The sequence below is a fragment of the Wenyingzhuangia sp. 2_MG-2023 genome, from assembly GCF_030548295.1.
GTDB lineage: Bacteria > Bacteroidota > Bacteroidia > Flavobacteriales > Flavobacteriaceae > Wenyingzhuangia.
Genome location: NZ_JAUOSB010000130.1, coordinates 1 through 258, shown reverse-complemented (window position 1 = coordinate 258; position 258 = coordinate 1). Strand labels below are relative to the sequence as shown.

Below are 258 nucleotides of genomic sequence, written 5' to 3'. Positions count from 1 at the left end.
ATAATGAGACAGCACGTGAGCTCTTCCATAATACTGCAAAGCATTTACCAATTATTGACTATCATAATCACTTGAACCAGCATGAAATTCTGCAGGATAAAAACTATTCGAATTTAGCTCAAGTGTGGTTAGGCGGTGACCATTATAAATGGCGTGGTATGCGTGCTAATGGGATTGCTGAAGATTATATTACTGGAAATAAAAGTGACTATGAGAAATTTCTTGCATGGTCAAAAACAGTGCCTAACACATTAGGGA

General features: G+C 37.2%; 1 protein-coding gene. It reads left to right on the top strand.

Annotated features, from left to right (window positions below; genetic code table 11):
• A partial coding sequence (locus Q4548_RS17280; protein WP_303457228.1) for a glucuronate isomerase occupies positions 1 to 258 on the top strand: 258 nt, incomplete at both ends.